We start from the raw sequence: 20,944 nt of genomic DNA on the forward strand, positions 1-20,944 counted from the left end.
ATATCAATATGTATATTTTGATAAGAACGATAGTATCATGGTTCGTGTGAATTCGAGAGAATTTGATGAGTCAATTGCTTTTTGTGGCCGTGGCGGAGAAAAAAATAATTTCCTGATGGAAATGTATTTGAAAAATGAAAAAGACAAATACAAAATGTTTGAATATTTCGATGACAATTTTGAAGACTTTTCAAAAGAAATCGATTCAAATTATTCTAAAGCGACAGCTTTTTATAACTCCAAAAAACAGGAAATTAAATGGAGTGACGGTTTTGATATTTTTGCCAAAGCATCTTTAGACTTTAATTATTATTCCAAAAAAGAATTATATCCGTTGGTTCATAAAATCAGAACCGGTGAAGATATGATTGAAAAATTACCTGCTAATTATTATGACTACAGAAAGAATATTGACTTCAACAATGTAGCACTTTCAAATTATGCGCCTTATGTGATGTACTTGTCGCATATGCTGAATAATATGGGGACGATAAATTATCACAATCATTTTAGTGAAAAAGATTTGGCTTTGAAAACCAACATCAATAAAATGACCATTGCGGATACTTTGATTAAAAATAAAATGGTGAAAAATAATATTCTTAACAATATTGCTTTTACCTATTTGCTCGAAGATCAGAACATGACTAATAACAATAAGTTTTTAGATACTTATAAAAAATTCTCGACCGATAAGAGCAAGAAGAATGAAATAATAGCTATTTGCAATGCTATCCAGATGCTGAAAGTTGGTAATGCATTACCCGAAGTTCCTTTGATAGATGCAAACGGAAATTCTATTGCACTAGCAAGTCTGACTAAACCAAATACGATATTTTTCTTCTGGACTCAAAAAGCCAAGTCGCATTTTGAAGCAGTTCACCTTAAAGTAATGGCGCTGAAATCTAAATTTCCTCAGTATAATTTTGTAGCTGTAAATATCAATGATAGTCAAGAAGATTGGAAAGCAACTTTAAATAAATATAAGTTCCAAGGCGTAACTGAACTGCATTGCTCTGATTTTGAAACTATAAAAAACAAATGGGCAATCAATAAAATACACCGAACGATAATTCTTGATGACAAAGGATTAATCAAAAATGCTTTTACCAATATATTTGATTCCCAGTTTGAAGAGAATTTGAAGTAGAATTTAGCCGTCAGCTTATAGCAATCAGCTCCATTTTTTATTATATAAAAGAAATCCCGATTCTTTAAATTAGAATCGGGATTATTTATTTCTAAGAGCTGCCAGCTAAGCGCTGAAGGCTATTGATTTCCTTTAGCATAATCCGCTAAGAACTGAGCCAAACCGATATCTGTCAAAGGATGTTTTAACAATCCTAAAATTGATGATAATGGTCCGGTCATTACATCAGCACCAATTTTGGCACAATTTACAACGTGCATTGTGTGACGAATAGAAGCGGCCAGGATTTCAGTTTCAAAAGCGTAGTTATCGTAGATATCGCGGATTTCCTGAATCAATGCCAAACCATCTGTAGAACAATCGTCTAATCTTCCTAAGAAAGGAGAAACATAGGTTGCGCCTGCTTTAGCTGCCAACAATGCCTGACCAGCTGAAAACACTAAAGTAACATTGGTTTTGATTCCTTTATCTGAGAAATATTTACAGGCTTTTACTCCATCTTTGGTCATAGGTACTTTCACAACAATTTGTGGATGTAACTCAGCTAATTCTTCTCCTTCTTTAATCATTCCGTCATAATCAACCGCAATAACTTCGGCACTTACATCGCCATCGACAATATTGCAAATGTCAACATAGTGTTTTAAGATGTTGTTTTTTCCGGTAATTCCTTCTTTTGCCATCAACGAAGGATTTGTTGTAACGCCATCAAGTACGCCTAATTCCTGAGCTTCTTTGATTTCTTTTAAGTTAGCAGTGTCAATAAAAAATTTCATAATCTAAATGTTTATATGTGTAAAAAGTTGTGTTTTAATTTCGTGGTGCAAAAGTACATATTTTTTTTAGGTTCTAAGGCACTAAGGTTCTAAGGTTTTTTTCTTAGCCACTTAGTGCCTTAGCAACTCAGAACCTTAAAGCTTATAATGATTCATCAACACACTTTCGTAGATTCTGTCAGGCAAAATTCGTTTTAAAATGATAGAGAACTTTTGCATAAAAGCACCAATTTTGTAATGCAGCTTTGGATTTTTCTCATTAATGATTTGATAGATTGCCATTGCCATTTCATCCGGATTGCTTCCGCTTTCAACATGTTCGTCCATTTGACTCAACGTATTTCCATATGGAATCTCATAAGCTGAACCAATGATAAGCGGTGCGTGATATCTTCCAGAAGCGATTTTTGTAGCAAAATCTCCCGGAGCTACATTTGTGATGTTAATTCCAAATCCTTTGACTTCCATACTGATGGCTTCGGATACAATTTCTAACGCGCCTTTTGAAGCTGAATAAATTCCGCGGTAAGGCAAACCCATATATCCGGCAATGGAAGTAATATTGATAATCAAACCTGATTTTTGTTCACGCATTTGTGGTAAAACCGCTTTGATAACTTCAATCGGACCAAAGAAATTCGTTTCGAAATTATTCCGCATTTCGTCGGTTGGCGTTTCTTCAATTGGTCCCGTAATCCCAACTCCGGCATTGTTGATGACAACATCAATTCGTTTTGAAATAGAAATCACTTTTTCAACTGCTTGTTTAATACTTTCAGCATTACGAACATCCAAAGCAATCAAAGGGAATACTGAATTGGTAATTTTCTCCGGATTACGGCTTGTTCCATACACAGTAAATCCTTTATCGAATAAAAACTCTCCAATGGCTTTTCCGATGCCCGAAGAACCGCCTGTGATTAAAACTACTTTGCTCATTTTTAAAAAAGATAAAAGAGAATAGAATATAGAGAATAGACTGTTATATCTTAAACTGAATCTCTATGCTCTATTTTCTATGTTCTATATTCTTATTTTTCAGTTGTTAAAGATAAAAAACTAATCAGTATAAATTCCCAATCCATGATTTTCGCTCAAATGAATTTTACCATTTACAATTTCACTTCCTTTGGCAATATCATTAGCAATTAAATTCGCGCCATCCAAATCGGCGTAATCACAAAACGGCGCTAAAACAGCACCAGCCGAAATTCCGATTGTAGATTCGGTCATGCAGCCGATCATGATTTTATAATTTAATTCTTTAGCAACAGAAATCATTTCTAAAGCTGGTGTTAATCCGCCACATTTTACCAGTTTGATATTAATGCTTCTGTAATGTTGCTTTAATTCTTTTAAGGCTGAAATATCCTGACAATCTTCATCAGCCATCCAATTGGCAAATTTATCAGCATGCAAAACTTCATAATTCTCAGAACCAGGTTTCATCGGTTGTTCCAAATAGGCAAACTTAGAAACCGTTTCATTATTCTCTAACCAAAGACAATTTTCATTGATAAAACTTCCATTTGAATCGAGAGCTAAAGTCGTATCCAATTCTAAAAGCTTAGCAATATCATTTTCATTAAAATGATTGCACTTGACTTTGAATTTTGTCCAGGCAGATTGCTCGATTTTTTTGATTTGATTTTCAACACTATCAACGCTAATGGTTATTGAAGAATCCGGAAGTTTATTGAAATCGATATTATTCAGTTCCAAAAAGCTTTTCTTTTCGAGTTTGCCAAACAAATCCCAATAAGCGCAATCTAATGCTGATCGAAGAAAACTTGGCAACTCTAATGATAAAAGAAAGTTATAAAATTCGGTTGGATGAATTATGCTTTGACCTTCAACCTGAGTTTTGATTTTGGTTAAAATCTGCTCGAAATCAGAAAGGTTAATGTGATAATAATCAATGGAGGTGCATTCGCCATAGCCTCTGCTTCCACTCTTTTCAAGTGTTATGATTAAAGCTTCTCTGTGTGTGTAATTTCCATAAGCGATGGCAAAGGTTTCCTTGAGTTGAAATCGTACTATTTGCCATGATAAAACCATTGAAGAAAGTTTAATCGTTAGAATCTGAAATGAATTCAGATTGAATAAAAAATCCGAAACAATGTTCGGACAGAATTTCAAATTATTTGGAAGATTCTGAAACCCTGAAATAAATTTAGTGTAAACAAGTTCAGAATAAAAAAATGGCAAGCGACCTACATCGCACCGCTCAACCACATACCTTTGCTATGTTCCCATCCTGGAGGATTTTGCAGGAGCTGGTCGTGTAGGACTTGCCGATGCAAATATACAATCTTTTTATTTTTTTGCAAGAATTTAAAAGCTTTATAAATATATTTGTGAGTGAAAAATTAAATATGCCAAATGAGAATCCATAAACCATTAATTACCATTTTATTAGCGTCAATTATTATTTTATCAGCACTCAACGCTGCGAGTTGTGGTGATAGTCAACACGACAAAGAAAACTATTTTAGTTTTGATGACAGCACATTGAAAACAATGTATCAGGCGACGGATAAAGTAGATTTGACATTGATAAACAATAAAAACAAAACGATAGACAGTATTGCATATTTTGTCAATGATAAAAGGATTTCTTCTGTGAAAGGTAATGGCAAATTCACTTTGGATTTGAATGGCAAAAAATTAGGCTATCAAAACGTGAAAGCCTTAGTCTATTACGAAGGCGATACGATTTCTACCAAAACCAGAGTAGAAGTGGCTTCCGGAATTGTTCCTAAATTATTGAATTATACTGTTGTCAACACTTATGACCACGATATCAATGCGTTTACCGAAGGCTTTGAATTTTATAACGACACCTTAATGGAAAGCACCGGTTCAGGGAATGATTGTGAATCGTATGTAGCCAAAATTGATTATAAAACCGGAAAAGCATATAAAAAAGTACTAATTGACCAAAAGCATTTTGGTGAAGGCATTACTGTGCTGAACAATAAACTTTATGAATTAACCTGGCAAAGCAAAATCGGATTTATATATGATGCCAATACGATGAAGCAACTGAAAATTTTTAATTTCGATAAAAACGTCGAAGGCTGGGGAATGACGAATGATGGTAAAAACATTTATCAATCTGACGGAACGGAAAAAATCTGGACAATGGATCCTGAAAATCAAAAGCTTACCGATTTTATAAATGTGTATACCAACGACAGTAAAATTAAAAGCGTCAACGAACTCGAATGGATTAATGGAAAAATTTATGGCAATATCTGGACAAAAGATGCTATTGCGGTTATCAATCCACAAACGGGTGCTGTTGAAGCGGTTCTGGATTTAACAGCTTTAAAAGCAAAGATAAAGAATCCAAAAGCGGATGTTTTAAACGGAATTGCCTACAACAAAAAGACAAATACCATTTTCGTAACCGGAAAAAACTGGGACAAAACATTTGAGCTAAAAGTTTCAGAATAATTTTTTTAAGTGCTCCCAACCTTTTGGTCAAAAAAGAACTCTTATAAAGAAACATGTTTCTTATGACCAAAATTAATATCTCTATTCCTCAACCTTGTCACGAAAACTGGCAAGCCATGACACAAGCTGACAAAGGCAGGTTTTGTGATTCGTGCCAAAAGAAAGTATTTGATTTCACTTCTTCATCTGACAGGGAAATCATCAACGCTTTTGAGAAAAACAACAATCTCTGCGGACGATTTTTGAATACACAACTCGATCGTGATTTGGTTAAGCCAAAAGAAAAAAGTACGCTTTGGCTTGCCACAACAACTGCATTAATAAGTTTGTTAAGTATAAATGAAGCTGTAGCACAAGGAGAAGTAAAAGTTGAGCAGACTGACAGAAGAGTTTTAGGAAAGTTTATTGCAACTCCTTTGAAAGAAGAAATTGAAGTTTCGGGAATTGTTTCAGATAAAACTGGTCCGTTGCCTGGAGCTATAGTTTCTATTAAAGGAACATCTACTAAAGTTCAAACAGATATTGATGGGAAATATGCTATAAAAGCTCATATTGGTGACACCTTAATTGTAAGCTTTGTTGGATTAACCGATATGGAATATCAAATCAAAGATTCAAGGAAAAACAATTTTGATTTAAAAATGAATATTCCAATTCAAATGCTTGAAGGAACTCTTGGTGCTATTAGTGTCAAAAAACGCACTTTTTTTGGTCGCCTTTTCCATAAAAGCAAGTATAAATATTAAACAAAAAATCCTCTCATTTCTGAGAGGATTTTTTTTATTTTTTTTTGAACTCCATTTTGTCTTTGTCATAAACATAAACAGCTTGTTGGGTTTTGTTTTTCAGGGTTACTGAACCATCCGGATTTAGTGCAAATTCAAAACCTTCTCTTTTCAGTCTTTCCTGCGTTTCGGTAGCGGCTGTACCACCCAAAGACTTGATTTCAGTAATGTGATTCGTCAATTGATAATTAGAATACACTTGTTTTTTAGAAGCTATCTCATAAATTACAGAATAAATTGTAGTTCTCTCTTCTGTTTTTGAACCAGTTTTTATGGTATTCATTTCTGTCCACGTAAGTAAATACAACTTTACACCACTGGCAGTAAAAGAACTCAACTTGCAATTTGTTGGCGCAAATGTAGCATCAGCTGATTTTACAATCATTGCATCACTGGCTTTTCCTTTTTCATTAATTGTGACCTGAAAATTACCATTTTTAACTTCAACCTGCAGGTTATCGAGTTTAGGAAATGCAGACGCAGTTGTTGTGGACTTCTTTGGTGTTGCTTTTTTTTGGGCAAACCCATTCAAAGACAACAATCCAACACACAAAAACAAAAATATTTTTTTCATAGCAATTAAATAAGGGGTTTAAAAAACAGACAGCCAATGTACAAAATAATTTATTCGGTAAATGTTAAATAAAAAAACCGTCCCAAATACATGGAACGGTTTTCTGCTTTTTTAGACGTGGCATGCCACGTCTCTACATTATTTTACTTCTTCAAATTCTACATCTTGTGTATTGTCACCTTGAGTATCGGCTTGTGGCTGTGCGTCTTGCGCCTGACCAGCTTCTCCTTGTGCATACATTGCTTCTGTAGCTGTTTTCCAAGCTGCATTTACATTGTCAAGACCTTTTTGGATAGCTTCTAAATCTTGTGATTGGTGTCCCATTCTCAATTCAGTCAAAGCTAATTCGATTGCTACTTTATGATCGTCAGAAATTTTATCTCCCAATTCTTTCAATTGACTTTCTGTTTGGAAAATCATACTGTCAGCTTCGTTCAATTTCTCTGCTCTTTCTTTTGCAATTCTATCAGCATCAGCATTCATCTCAGCATCTTTTTTCATTCTTTCTATTTCTTCAGCGGTCAAGCCAGATGAAGCTTCGATACGAATATCATGAGATTTACCTGTTCCTTTATCAGTAGCAGATACTTTAATGATACCATTAGCATCAATATCAAAAGTAACTTCAATTTGAGGAACACCTCTTGGTGATGGTGGAATTCCGTCTAAGTGGAAACGACCGATTGTTTTGTTATCAGCAGCCATAGTTCTTTCACCTTGCAATACGTGGATTTCCACACTTGGTTGGTTGTCAGCAGCTGTTGAGAATACTTGCGATTTTTTTGTTGGAATAGTTGTGTTTGACTCGATTAATTTAGTCATCACATTACCCATAGTTTCGATACCTAAAGATAAGGGTGTAACGTCAAGTAACAATACATCTTTTACATCTCCAGATAAAACGCCACCCTGAATAGCAGCTCCGATAGCTACAACTTCATCAGGATTTACTCCTTTTGATGCTTTTTTACCAAAGAATTTTTCAACTTCATCAGCAATTCTTGGCATTCTTGTAGAACCACCAACTAAGATAACTTCGTCAATATCTGAAGTAGATAAACCTGCATCTTTTAATGCTTTAGCAACTGGTTCCATTGAACGTTTTACTAAAGTATCTGACAATTGCTCGAATTTAGCTCTTGTTAATTTTTTTACTAAGTGTTTTGGTCCGGAAGCTGTAGCCGTAACGTAAGGCAAATTGATTTCTGTTTCAGCAGAAGATGACAATTCGATTTTTGCTTTTTCAGCCGCTTCTTTAATTCTTTGTAATGACATTGGATCCAAACGCAAATCAATTCCTTCTTCAGCTTTGAATTCATCTGCCAACCAGTCAATGATTGTTTGGTCAAAGTCATCTCCACCTAAGTGAGTATCGCCATTTGTTGACAATACTTCGAAAACTCCGTCTCCTAATTCAAGGATAGAAATATCAAAAGTACCACCACCTAAATCGTAAACTGCAATTTTTTGATCGTGTCCTTTTTTGTCTAATCCATAAGCTAATGCCGCAGCAGTTGGTTCATTGATGATTCTCATTACTTTAAGACCAGCAATTTCTCCAGCTTCTTTTGTAGCCTGACGTTGCGCATCATTAAAGTAAGCAGGAACAGTGATAACTGCTTCTGTAACAGTTTGACCTAAATAGTCTTCAGCTGTTTTTTTCATTTTTTGAAGTACCATTGCTGATAATTCCTGTGGTGTGTATAAACGACCATCAATATCTACACGTGGTGTATTGTTGTCACCTTTTACAACACTATAAGGCATTTTTTTAGCTTCGCCTGTAGTTTCAGCATAAGTGTGTCCCATAAAACGTTTGATAGAACCAACTGTCTTTGTTGGGTTGGTTACCGCTTGTCTTTTGGCAGGATCACCAACTTTAATTTCACCGCCTTCTACAAAAGCAATGATAGATGGTGTTGTTCTTTTACCTTCAGAATTAGGAATTACTACAGCTTCCTGCCCTTCCATTACTGAAACGCACGAGTTTGTTGTTCCTAAATCAATTCCAATTATTTTTCCCATTTTCTTTAATTTTTATATTTTGAGTTGTCTGTTTTTTATAACTTGGTTTGTCCAAAGGCAATGACTGTGCCAAGCGGCAAATCAAAATAAATTGTCAGTTTTTGAGTATTTATTGCGAAAAATGTATGACAAGATGACATTTTTGATTTAGGAATTGCGATTTAGGATTGGGGATTTATTTGTTTTTGAGTAATAGAAAATAAGAATATTGGTAATTATAAAAGCATAATAACCCCATTTGATTTGGGTGATTGTTTCAAACCAACCTTCCAGAAATAAACAAATTACTGTAACAAAAAGAAGAATTAAGTTAACTTTTGATATTTTATAAATCCAATTTGTCTTTTTCGAAAATGAAAAAATGAGATTGAGAAAGGTTAATATGGAAATAAACAAAAAACAGAGATTTTTTAAATGGAAAAATAAACCACTACATCCGTCTTTTTTGATTCCTTTTTTATACTCTTTATAATTGAATTCCTGAGCTTGGTCAATAAATATTTTTGAATATTCAAATGCACTTTCGGAATTGTCATCATCAATAAATTCATAAGCTTTCTGATAAAAAGGTATTTCTTCGGCTTTCACTGAATTACTAATAGTATCAATATCAACTTTATTAACCTGAGATGTATCAATTACAGCTGATAAACTATCAGGAGCTACAGCTGTTGAATCTACTGCAACTTCCGCATTCGCATCTGCAGATTTCATTCCGCGACCATTGCACATATCGTAAAACGGTGCCATTAATAATAAAAAAGCCAATAGGGATAACATTCTGAGCAAGCGGTTGGTTTTCATAAGGAGTTGGTTTTAAAGGTTGCCAACTGCTACCCAAAGCCCGTGCCAAAAAAAATCCCAACTCTAAGGTTGGGATTTTATATTTTAATCATTCATCGAGATGAGGAATTCTTCGTTGTTTCGGGTTTTCTTAATCTTATCATTAATCGTATCCATTGCTTCCACCGGATTCATATCGGCAAGGAACTTACGCAGAATCCACATACGTTTCAATGTATTTGGATCTAATAATAAATCGTCGCGACGCGTACTTGAAGAAGTTAAATCGATAGCAGGGAAAATTCTACGGTTGGCAATTTTTCTATCCAATTGCAATTCCATATTACCTGTTCCTTTAAATTCTTCAAAGATTACTTCGTCCATTTTTGAACCAGTTTCTGTTAATGCTGTTGCGATGATACTTAATGAACCGCCATTTTCTACATTACGAGCAGCTCCAAAGAAACGTTTTGGTTTTTGCAGCGCATTCGCATCAACTCCACCAGAAAGCACTTTTCCAGATGCTGGCTGAACAGTATTATAAGCTCTTGCCAAACGCGTAATAGAATCTAATAAAATCACAACATCGTGACCACATTCTACCAAACGTTTTGCTTTTTCAAGAACAATATTTGCAATTTTAACGTGCTCAGAAGGCTCTCTGTCAAAGGTAGAAGCGATAACTTCACCACGAACACTTCGTTGCATATCGGTCACCTCTTCAGGACGTTCGTCTATCAGTAAAACTATCAAATAAACTTCAGGATGATTTGCAGCAATGGCATTCGCAATGTCTTTCAACAACATCGTTTTACCGGTTTTTGGCTGCGCGACTATCATTCCACGTTGTCCTTTTCCGATTGGAGAAAATAAATCAATTACTCTGGTAGAAACGCTGGTTTGCTTATCCGCAATATTGAATTTTTCCTGTGGAAATATTGGAGTTAAATGTTCAAATGAAACTCTGTCACGAACGACTTGCGGATCATGTCCGTTTATTTTTAAAACTTTTACTAAAGGAAAAAATTTCTCGCCTTCTTTTGGAGGGCGAACCACACCTTTTACAGTATCTCCGGTTTTTAAACCAAACAATCTGATTTGTGAAGTCGAAAGATAAATATCATCAGGTGAAGCCAAATAGTTATAATCTGAAGAACGCAGGAAACCATAGCCATCAGGCATCATTTCGAGTACGCCTTCACTTTCAATAATTCCGTCAAACTCAAAATCTGAATCCCGAAAATTATTTTGTTTTTTACCTTTAAAATTTGGATTGTTGTTATTTGCGTTGGCGTTTCCATTATTCCCGTTTTGGTTTGGGTTATGCGGCTTTTGCTTTTGAGCCTGATTGCCATCATTGTTTTGGTTTGGATTCGCTTCTGTTTGTTCCGTATGTTCGTTATTACCTTCAACAGTTGTTGCGATGGACGAAGCAATCTCTCCAACTTCTAAATCACTTTCTGTTGGTTGTTGTTCAGAATCTGTTTTGGAAGTGTTGTTATTCTTTTTTTCAAAAAGTGGTTTTTTGAATTTTGGATTTTTATTTTCAAAAGCTGGTTTTTGCTGCGCCAGTTCGCTAACGCTCGTGTCAACAAATTGAGCTTCTTCAGCAAACAAATCATTTTGACTGTTTTCAGCTTCTTTCTTTGCTTCTGGCGAAATACGAGCTCGTTTTGTTTTATTATCGGCTGGTTTTTCTACAGTGGCTTTTGGTTCATCTTGGGCAGCACCACTGTTTTGGTGTTCCAAAATTTGCGCAATAAGCGTATCTTTTTTGGCACCGGTAACTTTAATTGTTTTTGCTAATTTGGCAATTTCCTGAAGCTCAGCAAGCTTCATTTCTTTGAGGGCAGAAATGTTAAACATAAATAGTATTTATATCGTAATCGTTATAATGGGAATGTAAAAATGAGGGTAGATGTTAATGCTTAGAATAATCCGATTGATGAAGTTCTTACGGATTTGTTATGCAATAATACAAATAAAATTTTATCATGCAATAGTATTTTATTAAAAAGAAACTTTATTTTTGCATCAGATTATTCGAAAAAGAGATGTTTAGACCACAAACTTATTACTTGATCGCCTGCATAATTATAACTACGGTTTTACCATATGTATTTCCGTTGTGGTATGATGCAGCAGGAAAACCTTATCGTTTTGTATCCAATATAGTTTATGTGGTTTTATTTGGATTGAGTACTACTCTATCTATATTAAGTATTTTATCACATAAAAAAAGACAACAACAATTTGTCATGGGCAGATTGAATATGATATTGAATTTAATTTTATTAGGATTATTTGTGTATCGAACACTAACCGCATCTGGAGAAACAGCTATTTCTGAGAAGGGTGTTGGGATGTTCTTACCTATTCTTTCTATCGTAATTTTGGTTTTGGCCAACAAAGCCATAAAAAAGGACGAAGATCTCGTAAAATCTGTGGATCGACTGCGATAAACCTATAAACTTAGTTTTTTAGTGCTGCGAAAAACCCGAACCATTGGTTCGGGTTTTTTATTTAACCTGAACCCGTTTCAGGTTCTTTATTTCTTTCCTAATTCTATAATTTCCAAATTCTGAATTTTATCGCCGTCAATTTCAAAACGCAACATCGTCCGCACCTGATGAAAACCATAAATACCGCATGCCCCGGGATTCATGTGCAATAAATTCAACGTTTTATCAAACTGCACTTTTAGAATATGCGAATGTCCACAAATGAAAAGTTTCGGTGGATTGTTTTGGATTTCTGTTCTGATCCTTTGATTATATTTTCCGGGATAACCGCCAATATGCGTAATCCAGACATCGACACCTTCACAAAGGAAACGATTGTTCAACGGAAACTCCATTCGCGCTTTATCATCATCAATATTGCCATAAACCGCTCGTAATGGTTTCAATGATTTTATTGTATCGGTCACTTTTAAATCACCAATATCACCGGCATGCCAGACTTCATCTGCCTGATGAACATATTTCAATATTTTTTCATCAATATGACTGTGAGTATCTGAAAGTAAAAGGATTTTCTTCATTTATGCTGAACTTGTTTCAGTATCTGATTTAGATGAGTGACAAAGTTACAAAGTAATAATCTTGCTAAAAAATAAAGTTTTTTTTATAGATTTGATTACTAAACAAAACACAATCAGCATGAAACCGCACGAACAAGAAGAAATCACATACGAAGAAATCAAAAAGGAATTCCAACTCGAACGCATGATATTGTTTAGTGACGCTGTGTTTGCCATCGTAATTACTTTGATGGCTATCGAAATAAAAATTCCTGAAGACGTAAAATTAACAGATGCAACATTAGCCTCAGCTATGACTCATCTTATCCCGACAATACTCGCCTATATTGTGAGTTTTGGTTTTATCGGTTCGATTTGGTATCAGCATTTAAAAATGTTCAGCCTGCTTAAAGATTATAATAAAGGTTTGGTTGTACGAAATATGGTTTTACTTTTTTTTATAGGGTTGTTCCCTTTTAGCGCAACCATAATTACCAGGGCAAAAGGACAAATGTTGCCGTTTTTCATGTACCTCTTTATGATTTTGTTTAGTGTCATAGCTCAATTCGTTTTATATCATTATATCGTAAATAATCCTTCAATTCGTTTGAATACTGATTTAACTGAACACAAAGCAGAATTGCGTAAAAGAAAATTTGCTGTGATAGGTTTTTCAATATCTGCTGTTTTGATCCTGATAACTTACAATGTCATTTCTGAACCGGAATTAAAAAATCTTTCAATGCTTTGGATGATGTTATTCCCTATTGCATTTAAAATTTGGGCGAAGAAAACTACACTAAAACCAGCTAAACTTTAACCTTTCGTCAACATAAATTCTTTGTAACTTTGCTGCTTTAAAACTCTGGAACTTTTACATTGAGATATTTTATCGAACTAGCTTATAAAGGAACAAATTTTCACGGTTGGCAGTATCAGCCTGATGCTGATTCTGTGCAAGAAACGCTTAATAAAGCTCTGTCGCTATTGCTGAAAACTGATATTGATATTGTTGGCGCAGGAAGAACCGATACTGGTGTTCATGCCAAACAAATGTTTGCTCATTTTGATTCCGAAACCGAAATTGACATACCGCAATTAATTCACAAACTCAATTCATTTTTGCCAAAAGACATTGCTGTTTTCAATATCATAAAAGTTGCCGATGAAGCACATGCGCGTTTTGATGCTACCAAACGTACTTATGAATATCATATTCATACGATGAAAGATGTATTTGAAAATGATGGAAGTTATCAGTTTCAATTGCCATTGGATATCGATAAAATGAATGAAGCCTGTAAAATTCTGTTTAAGCATACTGATTTTGAATGTTTTTCAAAAGTAAATACCGACGTGCATACATTCAACTGTGTGATTTTTGAAGCTGATTGGAAACAATACGGAAACAAACTGGTTTTTACCATTGCCGCCGATAGGTTTCTGCGAAATATGGTTCGCGCCATTGTTGGAACCATGATAAACATCGGAACAGGAAAAATCAGTTTATCAGATTTTGAAAAAATAATTGACAGTAAAGACCGCAGCCAGGCTGGATTTTCAGTTCCGGCACACGGATTATATTTAACCAAGATTGATTACGAATACCTAAAATAATGCAAGCAAAAGCATTCGACACCAATTTATTTAAACGCATTTTAAAATACACTAAACCCTATAAATCCCGATATTATAGTGTGATTTTGTTTGCTTTATTACTTGCCGTATTTGCTGCTTTCAGACCTTTATTATTGGAAGTAACTGTGGACAGTTACATTAAAACAGCAAGTAAATCAGGGCTTTTGACCTATGTCTGCATCATGGGATTGTTGCTGATAATGGAAACACTATCGCAATTTTACTTTGTTTATTGGGCAAACTGGCTTGGACAGGATATCATCAAAGATATTCGGATCAAATTATTCATTCACATACAAACTTTCAGAATGAAGTATTTTGACAATTCGCCTGTTGGAATGTTAGTCACGCGCTCTGTTTCAGATATTGAGCAAATCGCACGTATTTTCAGCCAAGGATTGTTTATGATTTTCAGTGATTTATTGAAGATGATTGTTTGCCTAATTGTAATGTTTTATATGAACTGGCATTTATCAATGATAGTTGTTGTTGCTATGCCGATATTGGTTTATATCACCCGGATTTTTCAACGTAAAATGCAGGTTGCCTTTGAAGAAGTTAGAACTCAGGTTAACAATCTGAATGTTTTTGTGCAGGAACGTGTTACCGGAATGAAGATTGTACAGCTTTTCAATCGGGAAGACATCGAATTTGAAAAGTTCAAAGAAATCAACCACAAACACAATCAGGCATGGATAAAAAATATTCTTTATAACTCCATCTTCTTCCCTATTGCCGATATTATTTCTTCAATAACACTCGGAGTTGTGATTTTATATGGCGGAATGCAAATCATTAACGGAAATCCATTTACAACAACTGGTCAAATGCTTTCCTATACGATGTTCATCGGAATGCTTTTTAATCCGTTGCGTCAGATTGCTGATAAATTCAACGAAATGCAAATGGGAATGATTGCGGCCAATCGTGTTTTTGATATTTTAGATTCAGATATTGATGTTCAGAATGACGGAACAAAAACAGCCAGCCATTTTCATGGCAACATCCGTTTTGAAAATGTCCGCTTTAGTTATATTGCCGATGAAGAAGTTTTGAAAGGCATCAATCTAAAAGTAAATGAAGGCGAAACCATTGCCATTGTTGGCGCTACCGGTGCCGGAAAATCGACAATCATAAATCTTCTTAATCGCTTTTACGAAATCAATTCGGGTGCGATTTATATTGATGACCAAAACATAAACGATTTCAAAATGGAAAGCCTACGCAAACAAATCGCTATAGTTTTGCAGGATGTTTTTCTTTTTGCAGATACAATTCACAACAACATTACGCTGAACAATCCTGAAATTTCCCGTGAAGATGTTATTAACGCTGCCAAAGAAATTGGCGTAAACAAATTCATTAAAAGCCTTCCCGGCGGTTATGATTATGATGTAAAAGAACGTGGTGTGATGTTGTCATCCGGTCAACGTCAACTGATTGCTTTTCTTCGGGCTTATGTCAGTAATCCGAGTATTTTGATTCTAGACGAAGCGACATCTTCTATCGATACTTACAGCGAAGAATTAATTCAAAGAGCAACCGAAACCATTACCAAAGGCCGAACATCCATAGTTATTGCTCATCGTTTGGCAACAATTATCAAAGCTGATAAAATTATCGTGATGGATAAAGGCCAAATTGTAGAAGAAGGAACGCATCAACAATTGGTAAACAAAACAGAAGGTTATTACAAAAAATTATACGATTCACAGTTTGCTGTTGAGAGTTAAACTTTGAAAATAAATTCATAAATTCGCAGTCTCAATTAATTTAGAAAATCAGAACAAAATTGTACGAGCGTTAGCGACTGCATTTTTACATTAAATAAATAATTACGAAAAATGACACGAGCCCTTAGGCGACTGCATTTCACCGATAAAAAACAAATAAAAACTTTGAAATGAAATACGATATTATTGTTTTAGGAAGTGGTCCGGGCGGTTATGTTACTGCAATTCGTGCCTCACAATTAGGCTTTAAAGTAGCCGTAATCGAAAAAGAAAACCTTGGTGGAATTTGCCTTAATTGGGGTTGTATTCCAACCAAAGCGCTTTTAAAATCGGCACAGGTTTTTGATTACCTAAAACACGCTTCTGATTATGGATTAATAATCAAGGAATTTGACAAAGATTTCTCAGCAGTTGTAAAACGTTCAAGAGACGTTGCCGACGGAATGAGCAAAGGTGTTCAGTTTCTAATGAAGAAAAATAAAATCGACGTTATCGATGGTTTTGGAAAACTAAAACCAGGCAAAAAAATTGACGTTACTGATAAAGATAAAAAAGTTACTGAATATTCAGCCGATCATATTATCATCGCAACTGGTGCGCGTTCACGCGAATTGCCAAACTTACCGCAAGATGGTGTAAAAGTAATTGGATATCGTCAGGCGATGACATTGCCGACTCAACCAAAAAAAATGATTGTTGTTGGTTCGGGTGCCATCGGGGTTGAATTTGCTCATTTCTACAACGCAATGGGAACCGAAGTTACTGTTGTTGAATTTATGCCAAATGTGGTTCCGGTTGAGGATGAAGATATCTCAAAACAATTTGAGCGCTCGATGAAAAAATCGGGAATAACTGTAATGACTAATTCATCTGTTGAGAAAATTGATACTTCAGGTAAAGGCGTAAAAGCTTTTGTAAAAACTTCTAAAGGTGAAGAAATTCTGGAAGCTGACATTTTGCTTTCGGCAGTTGGAATCAAAACAAATATCGAAAATATCGGTTTAGAAGAAGTTGGCATTGCAACGGATAAAGATAAAATTTTGGTAAACGCTTATTCTCAAACTAACGTTCCCGGATATTATGCAATCGGAGATGTAACGCCAGGACAGGCTTTGGCTCACGTTGCTTCCGCAGAAGGAATCAATTGTGTAGAGAAAATCGCAGGTTTACACGTAGAACCAATCGATTACGGAAATGTTCCTGGTTGTACTTATGCAACTCCGGAAATTGCTTCTGTTGGTTTAACCGAAAAACAAGCTAAGGAAAAAGGATACGAATTGAAAATAGGTAAATTTCCATTCTCAGCATCTGGAAAAGCTAAAGCTGCCGGAACGCCGGATGGTTTTGTAAAAGTAATTTTCGACGCCAAATACGGCGAATGGTTAGGCTGTCACATGATTGGCGCCGGTGTTACCGATATGATTGCAGAAGCAGTTGTAGCGCGTAAACTGGAAACTACAGGGCACGAAATCCTAAAATCAATCCACCCACATCCAACAATGAGTGAAGCAGTTATGGAAGCTGTGGCTGATGCTTATGGCGAAGTGATTCACTTATAAAAAGTCAAAATAAAATTATAGAAATCCGCTGAGTGAAAACTTAGCGGATTTTTTTGTTAAAAACTATTCACAACTGATGTGCATTGACAATCAATATTTTATAAATTTAAAAGTCAAAAAAAACCAATCAATAACTAACTATTAATTTATTACTTATGAAGAAAATTCAACTCTTAAACATTGCACTTGCCCTATTTATCTTAACAGCAGTAAGCTGTAAAAAAGCAGAAGAAACTCCGGTTTCTGGAGAACCTGCAAAAGAAGCATTTGATTTAGCAGCCACAAAACCTGCAATCGAAGAACGATACAGAGCATTCGAAAATGCTTTCAATGCAAAAGATTCTACAGCACTTGCCAATTGCTACACGACTGATGCTAAATTCATGAATCCAAATGACAAATCAGCTGAAGGAAGACCTGCTATCCAAAAAACATTCGGAATGTGGTTTAAAGGCGACACATCAAAAACAAAAATAAAACTAAACCTTGTTGAACTTTGGGGCGACGAAAACACTCTGACTGCAGAAGATGCCTGGACAATGACTGATAAAGACGGGAAATTAATCGATGAAGGAAAATCACTGGAAGTTTATAAAATGGAAGATGGAAAGTGGCTTTTGTATCGTGATTGCTATAATTCTAATATGCCTGCAATGCCGATGAAATAATTTTTCAGACTGCCTTATAAAATACAAATCCCGGTCGAAAGGCTGGGATTTTTTTGATTACCAAATATCTATAAAACAAAAAAACCACTGATTTCTCAGTGGTTTATCTTGTGATCCCAGAAGGATTCGAACCTTCGACCTACTGCTTAGAAGGCAGTTGCTCTATCCAGCTGAGCTATGGAACCAAATTGGTCGGGGTGGCAGGATTCGAACCTGCGGCCTCCTGCTCCCAAAGCAGGCGCGATAACCGGGCTACGCTACACCCCGAAAATTAAAAAGCGGAGAGTAAGGGATTCGAACCCTTGGTACAGTTTCCCATACGCATGTTTAGCAAACATGTCCTTTCGGCCACTCAGGCAACTCTCCAGATTTTCAATAATGCTCAAAGAACTTAGCTTTTTTGCGGTTGCAAATGTAACTTTTCATTCTATAATTTACAACTATTTCATTTCTTTTTTTAATCATTAAAATAAATAAATCCTAAAGAGCTTCACTTTCAACAAAATAGAATTAAAATATTTTCTAAAATACATTTGATTCGTGATTTATTGGGCTTTGAATTCCATAATTTGTAATAAAAGATTAGTTTTGCACTACAAATAAAACAACACAACATTATGAGTAAAAAAGTAGTCATCGTTTCAGCAGTTAGAACACCAATCGGAAGTTTTATGGGTTCGTTATCAACTGTTCCGGCGACCAAATTAGGAGCAATTGCCATCAAAGGCGCTTTAGATAAAATCAATTTAGATCCAAACTTAGTCGATGAGGTTTTGATGGGTAATGTGGTTCAGGCAGGAAATGGACAAGCGCCGGCAAGACAAGCAGCTCTTTATGCAGGATTGCCAAACTCTGTGACTTGTACAACTATCAACAAAGTATGTGCTTCAGGAATGAAAGCTGTGATGCAGGGCGCTCAGGCAATTATGGCTGGCGATGCTGAAATTGTAGTTGCCGGTGGAATGGAAAATATGAGTTTGATTCCACATTATGTTCACTTAAGAAACGGAGTTAAATTTGGCCCAACAACAATGGTTGATGGAATGCAGAAAGATGGTTTGACTGATGCTTATGACAATAATGCAATGGGAGTTTGTGCTGACTTATGCGCAACCGAATATAAAATAACACGTGAAGAACAAGATGCTTTTGCCATTCAATCATACGAGCGTTCAGCTAAAGCCTGGAACGCCGGGAAATTCAATAATGAAATCGTTCCTGTAGAAATTCCGCAACGTCGTGGCGAACCTATTATCTTTTCGCAGGACGAAGAATATACCAATGTAAAATTGGACAAAATTCCGGCATTGAATGCTGTTTTTACAAAAGACGGAACCGTTACAGCGGCTAACGCTTCAACCATAAATGATGGTGCGGCTGCTTTGGTTTTAATGAGCGAAGAAAAAGCACAATCAATGGGATTAAAACCATTAGCCTATATAAAATCATATGCCGATGCAGCGCAGGAGCCAAAATGGTTTACAACATCGCCTGCTAAAGCATTACCAAAAGCTTTAGACAAGGCAGGTATATCTATTTCAGATGTTGATTTCTTTGAATTCAACGAAGCTTTTGCAGTAGTTGGTTTAGCGAATGCTAAAATCTTAGGTCTTGACAATGACAAAGTAAATGTAAATGGCGGTGCGGTTTCTTTGGGTCATCCTCTTGGATGTTCCGGAGCCAGAATTATTGTAACTTTAATTAATGTCTTAGAACAAAATAATGCTAAAGTTGGTGCAGCTGCTATTTGTAATGGTGGTGGTGGTGCTTCGGCAATTGTTATTGAAAGAGCTTAAAAATCTTATTTTGAATTATAAATTTTAAATTTTGAATGGGAGTTTCTTTAAAATTAAATACCCTAGCCCTGATTGAAGTGGAAATCCTTTTGCAAAGCAAAAGATTGCAGCGAAAAGCGGGAACAGCTCCTAAAAATAATTTAAAATTTATAATTTAAAATTTAAAATAATTTAGATGTTTGCCATTTGTAATCTTGCTATAATTCCTTTACGGGCCGAGCCAAGCGACAGAAGCGAAATCGTTTCTCAAGTCTTGTTTGGTGAGCATTTCGAAATTTTGGAGACGCAAAATCAATGGTCAAGAATCAAATTGCAGTTTGATGATTATGAAGGTTGGGTAGATTCTAAACAATACCAAACTATTTCTGAAAAGAGTTTCAAAGATTTATCAAAAGATGCTATCATCTTAAACTCCGATTTGGTGGAATATGTCACAAATCCGTCAAATGTATTGTTGCCAATTCCGTTAGGTTCCTCGTTATCGTTTTTAAATCATAGCGAAATCAATATTGATAATTTTGAGTTTGAAGGCATGAAAACTACCGGTATCAAACCAAAATCAGATTTGATTACAACTGCTTTTATGTATTTGAATGCTCCGTATTTGTGGGGCGGGAAAACACCGTTTGGTATCGATTGCTCAGGTTTTACACAAATGGTTTATAAGTTGAATGGTTATAATTTGCTAAGAGATGCTTCGCAACAATCTGGTCAGGGCGATGCTTTGAGTTTTATTGAAGAAAGTGAAGCCGGGGATTTAGCATTTTTTGACAACGAAGAAGGAAAGATAATCCACGTTGGCATTATCATGGAGAATAATTATATCATTCATGCCAGCGGTAAAGTCAGAATTGACCGTTTGGATCATTTAGGAATTTACAACGCGGAACAAAACAGGCACACACACCGTTTGCGTGTTATCAAGAAAATCATTTAAACCGTCTCGTTTTTTGGAACCAGAAGGTTTTATATTTAA

Annotated in this window: 19 protein-coding genes, 3 tRNA genes and 1 other RNA gene; 11 read left to right on the top strand and 12 right to left on the bottom strand. The window is 35.4% G+C overall.

Annotation, left to right across the window (positions count from 1 at the left end; all coding sequences use genetic code 11):
* The coding region (locus ABIQ27_RS11730) for a thioredoxin-like domain-containing protein (protein ID WP_348034089.1) at nucleotides 1–1,150 on the top strand (1,150 nt) is incomplete at its 5' end.
* A gap of 119 nt (nucleotides 1,151–1,269) precedes the next feature.
* On the opposite strand, the gene fsa is transcribed toward ABIQ27_RS11730, so the two are convergent.
* The 4 genes from fsa to ffs form a co-directional block, all read right to left on the bottom strand.
* Nucleotides 1,270–1,926 carry a fructose-6-phosphate aldolase gene (gene fsa / locus ABIQ27_RS11735; RefSeq protein WP_348034090.1) on the bottom strand — a complete coding sequence of 219 codons (657 nt, stop codon included), beginning with the start codon at nucleotides 1,924–1,926 and terminating at the stop codon, nucleotides 1,270–1,272.
* Nucleotides 1,927–2,061: 135 nt separating this feature from the next.
* A complete protein-coding gene (locus tag ABIQ27_RS11740) occupies nucleotides 2,062–2,865 on the bottom strand; it encodes an SDR family oxidoreductase (protein ID WP_348034091.1) in 804 nt (267 codons plus the stop codon).
* A gap of 120 nt (nucleotides 2,866–2,985) precedes the next feature.
* Nucleotides 2,986–3,984 (bottom strand): enolase C-terminal domain-like protein, encoded by a 999-nt coding sequence (locus ABIQ27_RS11745; protein ID WP_348034092.1) that lies wholly within the window; start codon nucleotides 3,982–3,984, stop codon nucleotides 2,986–2,988.
* Between the two features lie 141 nt (nucleotides 3,985–4,125).
* An RNA gene (ffs, locus tag ABIQ27_RS11750) (signal recognition particle sRNA small type) lies at nucleotides 4,126–4,223 on the bottom strand.
* 85 nt (nucleotides 4,224–4,308) lie between these two features.
* On the opposite strand from ffs, the gene ABIQ27_RS11755 reads away from it, so the two are divergent.
* Both ABIQ27_RS11755 and ABIQ27_RS11760 read left to right on the top strand, forming a co-directional pair.
* On the top strand, nucleotides 4,309–5,385 hold the full coding sequence (locus ABIQ27_RS11755) for a glutaminyl-peptide cyclotransferase (protein WP_348034093.1): 1,077 nt from the start codon (nucleotides 4,309–4,311) through the stop codon (nucleotides 5,383–5,385).
* 62 nt (nucleotides 5,386–5,447) lie between these two features.
* A complete protein-coding gene (locus tag ABIQ27_RS11760) occupies nucleotides 5,448–6,131 on the top strand; it encodes a carboxypeptidase-like regulatory domain-containing protein (protein WP_348034094.1) in 684 nt (227 codons plus the stop codon).
* A 34-nt stretch (nucleotides 6,132–6,165) separates the two neighbouring features.
* On the opposite strand, the gene ABIQ27_RS11765 is transcribed toward ABIQ27_RS11760, so the two are convergent.
* From ABIQ27_RS11765 to rho, 4 genes are all read right to left on the bottom strand, one after another.
* Complete coding sequence (locus ABIQ27_RS11765; RefSeq protein WP_348034095.1) at nucleotides 6,166–6,744, bottom strand: hypothetical protein; 579 nt, start codon at nucleotides 6,742–6,744, stop codon at nucleotides 6,166–6,168.
* A 138-nt stretch (nucleotides 6,745–6,882) separates the two neighbouring features.
* Complete coding sequence (dnaK, locus tag ABIQ27_RS11770) at nucleotides 6,883–8,769, bottom strand: molecular chaperone DnaK (RefSeq protein WP_348034096.1); 1,887 nt, start codon at nucleotides 8,767–8,769, stop codon at nucleotides 6,883–6,885.
* Between the two features lie 147 nt (nucleotides 8,770–8,916).
* Nucleotides 8,917–9,573 (bottom strand): hypothetical protein, encoded by a 657-nt coding sequence (locus ABIQ27_RS11775; RefSeq protein ID WP_348034097.1) that lies wholly within the window; start codon nucleotides 9,571–9,573, stop codon nucleotides 8,917–8,919.
* Nucleotides 9,574–9,657: 84 nt separating this feature from the next.
* Nucleotides 9,658–11,418 carry a transcription termination factor Rho gene (rho, locus tag ABIQ27_RS11780; protein WP_348034098.1) on the bottom strand — a complete coding sequence of 587 codons (1,761 nt, stop codon included), beginning with the start codon at nucleotides 11,416–11,418 and terminating at the stop codon, nucleotides 9,658–9,660.
* Between the two features lie 188 nt (nucleotides 11,419–11,606).
* On the opposite strand from rho, the gene ABIQ27_RS11785 reads away from it, so the two are divergent.
* Entirely contained in the window at nucleotides 11,607–12,014 is a 408-nt protein-coding gene (locus ABIQ27_RS11785) for a DUF4293 family protein (RefSeq protein ID WP_348034099.1), read from the top strand.
* Between the two features lie 86 nt (nucleotides 12,015–12,100).
* On the opposite strand, the gene ABIQ27_RS11790 is transcribed toward ABIQ27_RS11785, so the two are convergent.
* Nucleotides 12,101–12,595 (bottom strand): metallophosphoesterase family protein, encoded by a 495-nt coding sequence (locus ABIQ27_RS11790; protein ID WP_348034100.1) that lies wholly within the window; start codon nucleotides 12,593–12,595, stop codon nucleotides 12,101–12,103.
* A gap of 118 nt (nucleotides 12,596–12,713) precedes the next feature.
* On the opposite strand from ABIQ27_RS11790, the gene ABIQ27_RS11795 reads away from it, so the two are divergent.
* From ABIQ27_RS11795 to ABIQ27_RS11815, 5 genes are all read left to right on the top strand, one after another.
* A complete protein-coding gene (locus ABIQ27_RS11795) occupies nucleotides 12,714–13,394 on the top strand; it encodes a TMEM175 family protein (RefSeq protein WP_348034101.1) in 681 nt (226 codons plus the stop codon).
* Nucleotides 13,395–13,453: 59 nt separating this feature from the next.
* Nucleotides 13,454–14,191 (top strand): tRNA pseudouridine(38-40) synthase TruA, encoded by a 738-nt coding sequence (gene truA, locus ABIQ27_RS11800; protein WP_348034102.1) that lies wholly within the window; start codon nucleotides 13,454–13,456, stop codon nucleotides 14,189–14,191.
* Complete coding sequence (locus ABIQ27_RS11805) at nucleotides 14,191–15,945, top strand: ABC transporter ATP-binding protein (RefSeq protein ID WP_348034103.1); 1,755 nt, start codon at nucleotides 14,191–14,193, stop codon at nucleotides 15,943–15,945. Before truA ends, ABIQ27_RS11805 begins: the two co-directional genes overlap by 1 nt.
* Nucleotides 15,946–16,115: 170 nt before the next feature.
* Nucleotides 16,116–17,504, top strand: a complete 1,389-nt coding sequence (gene lpdA, locus ABIQ27_RS11810; RefSeq protein WP_348034104.1) for a dihydrolipoyl dehydrogenase — start codon at nucleotides 16,116–16,118, stop codon at nucleotides 17,502–17,504.
* A 155-nt stretch (nucleotides 17,505–17,659) separates the two neighbouring features.
* The gene (locus tag ABIQ27_RS11815) at nucleotides 17,660–18,172 is read left to right on the top strand and encodes an SgcJ/EcaC family oxidoreductase (protein WP_348034105.1); all 513 of its coding nucleotides are present in this window, start codon (nucleotides 17,660–17,662) and stop codon (nucleotides 18,170–18,172) included.
* 111 nt (nucleotides 18,173–18,283) lie between these two features.
* Here the strand turns inward: ABIQ27_RS11815 and ABIQ27_RS11820 are convergent.
* From ABIQ27_RS11820 to ABIQ27_RS11830, 3 genes are all read right to left on the bottom strand, one after another.
* Nucleotides 18,284–18,357, bottom strand: a tRNA-Arg gene (locus tag ABIQ27_RS11820).
* Between the two features lie 4 nt (nucleotides 18,358–18,361).
* Nucleotides 18,362–18,439 (bottom strand) — tRNA-Pro (locus ABIQ27_RS11825).
* A 12-nt stretch (nucleotides 18,440–18,451) separates the two neighbouring features.
* Nucleotides 18,452–18,538, bottom strand: a tRNA-Ser gene (locus ABIQ27_RS11830).
* A 251-nt stretch (nucleotides 18,539–18,789) separates the two neighbouring features.
* Here ABIQ27_RS11830 and ABIQ27_RS11835 point away from each other — a divergent pair.
* Together ABIQ27_RS11835 and ABIQ27_RS11840 are read left to right on the top strand one after the other, a co-directional pair.
* Nucleotides 18,790–19,968, top strand: a complete 1,179-nt coding sequence (locus ABIQ27_RS11835) for an acetyl-CoA C-acyltransferase (protein ID WP_348034106.1) — start codon at nucleotides 18,790–18,792, stop codon at nucleotides 19,966–19,968.
* Between the two features lie 175 nt (nucleotides 19,969–20,143).
* A complete protein-coding gene (locus tag ABIQ27_RS11840) occupies nucleotides 20,144–20,905 on the top strand; it encodes a C40 family peptidase (RefSeq protein WP_348034107.1) in 762 nt (253 codons plus the stop codon).
* Nucleotides 20,906–20,944: the final 39 nt, after the last annotated feature.

The organism is Flavobacterium sp. (genome assembly GCF_039916025.1).
In the GTDB taxonomy this organism is placed as follows: domain Bacteria; phylum Bacteroidota; class Bacteroidia; order Flavobacteriales; family Flavobacteriaceae; genus Flavobacterium.